2 protein-coding genes and 1 pseudogene are annotated in these 1858 nt (G+C 62.9%); all 3 read right to left on the reverse strand.

Features of this window, described 5'->3' with window-relative positions; all coding sequences use genetic code 11:
- The coding region (locus EN893_RS40120) for a hypothetical protein (RefSeq protein WP_164901298.1) at window positions 1-75 on the reverse strand (75 nt) is incomplete at its 3' end.
- A 137-nt stretch (window positions 76-212) separates the two neighbouring features.
- Window positions 213-1340: a L,D-transpeptidase gene (locus tag EN893_RS31980; RefSeq protein WP_127268767.1), complete on the reverse strand. Its 1128-nt coding sequence runs from the start codon at window positions 1338-1340 to the stop codon at window positions 213-215.
- Between the two features lie 211 nt (window positions 1341-1551).
- Window positions 1552-1858: pseudogene (locus tag EN893_RS31985) on the reverse strand (preprotein translocase subunit SecG); the annotation flags it as partial.

Below are 1858 nucleotides of genomic sequence, written 5' to 3' on the forward strand. Positions count from 1 at the left end.
CGCTGCGGCAATGCCTTTTCCAAGTGAGGAAACCACGCCGCCTGTGATGAATACATATCGCGCCATGGGAGTCATCGCTTAACGCGGCCGGATTGATTCCGCCAGAGAAAAAACCGCCGCGAAGCTTTTTTCCCAAGAAGGCGCTTGGATCGTGAACAAGGCAAAACAAAAGGGCCGGCTGAGCCGGCCCTTTCGGCAGGATGACGAAAACGTCAGATGATGACGACCTTGGTGCCAACCCTGACGCGGCTGTAAAGGTCCATGACGTGCTCGTTGATCATGCGGAAGCAACCATTCGAAGCGCTGGTTCCGATCGACTGCGGCGCAATGGTGCCGTGGATGCGCAGATGCGTGTCCTTCTTGCCGTCATAGAGATAGATGGCGCGCGCGCCGAGCGGATTCTGGCCACCGCCGGGCATACCGTCCTTATACTGGCCGTAATGCTTCGGCTCGCGCTTCTGCATGTCCAGCGTCGGGATCCAGCGCGGCCATTCCTGCTTGTCACCGACTGCAACCGTACCCTTGAACTGCAGGCCGTCGCGGCCGACCGCGATGGCGTAGCGGCGCGCGGTGGAGGACGATTCGACGAGGTAGAGGCGGCGCGCGCTGGTGTCGATAACGATGGTGCCGGCAGCGTAACCGCTGAATTCCACGTCCTGCGGCACGAATTCCGGCTTCACCTTGAACTGCTTCTTGGCTTCCCTCTTGGCGAGAGCCTGGTCGAGAGCCCGTGTCTCGGGAAGATATGAAATCGACGAAGAGGAAGAGCTACCGCCGAAGAGACCGGCGAACAAACCGCCGCTGCTCGGCTGCTTCTGGCCGATGACCTCGCTACGCAACTCGCCATTGTTGCCGGTCAGGGCGATGTTCATCGCCTCTGCCGGAAGCGGCTCGGCCGACTGGATCGGCGCGATCGGTTCGATTGGTTCGATGATCTTGGCAACCAGCTTCTTGGCTGGCTTGGCATCGGCCACCTGGGTTGCCTGCGCGCCCTTGCCCTTCTTGGCCAGGAACGCCTGCCGTTCAGCGTCGGCCTTGGCCTTGGCCGCCTCGCGCATCGCCAGTTTCCTGGCTTCGAGCGCCTTGGCTTTGGCGGCTTCCTTGTCGGCAACGATCTTGGCCTCGATCTTCTTGATCTGGGCGAGGTCGTCGGGCGTCGGGTTTTTCTTCTTCTTGAGAAGCTTCAATTGCGACGCATCACTCTTGACGGCGACGTTGATTGCAGAAGTTGTTTCAGCCGAAGGCTGTGCGGCCATATTTGCCGGCACGCCGGCGGAGGCTGGGGAACTCATGCCGAGTGCGGCGCAAAGTCCCAGGAAAATGAAGCTGCGAAGCTGCATGGCGAAGATCCGATCGTTCTATGCTTGTTGCCCACGGCGTCGCCCAGCGCCCCCCAAGGGCGCCGGAAATGCCGCGCGCAATCTATAGTCGAATAAGCGCGGCTGCCTCAAGCGCGAGGCCCCGCCTCACCCTGTCGAATCTTCGTGATCTTGCTGCATTTGCCGCGACTGTGTTCAAACGACCACAGATCGCGGTTTCAAGCGTGGAAGACTATTGGTTCGGGACCTGCGGGGTCGCCGGTGCGGCGGGAGCCGTGCCGTTGGTCGCCGGCGGCGTCGAACCGGCGGCAGGCGCCGTGGCCGGGGCAGTCGCTGGAGCCGCAGCGTCGTTGCCGGAAGGCGGCGTCGGCGTGGTGCTGCCGGCGGGCGCCGGGGTGGTCGTGCCGGGCAACTGGTTGAGCACGCCTTTGCCCGCACCGTCCGACGTCGCCGGCACGCGGTCGAGGATGTCGATCGGCTTCTCGCCGTAGCGGGCGACGATCGACAGTGTCCGTGACGTTGCGAAGCCGGCGGCCGCC

Origin of the sequence: Mesorhizobium sp. M7A.F.Ca.CA.004.04.2.1 (assembly GCF_004022825.1) — a bacterium.
Taxonomy (GTDB): domain Bacteria; phylum Pseudomonadota; class Alphaproteobacteria; order Rhizobiales; family Rhizobiaceae; genus Mesorhizobium.

Bases quoted from the DNA above. Each gene is read 5' to 3' on its own strand.
- EN893_RS31980 (WP_127268767.1), bottom strand. From the start codon at position 1,340: ATGCAGCTTCGCAGCTTCATTTTCCTGGGACTTTGCGCCGCACTCGGC.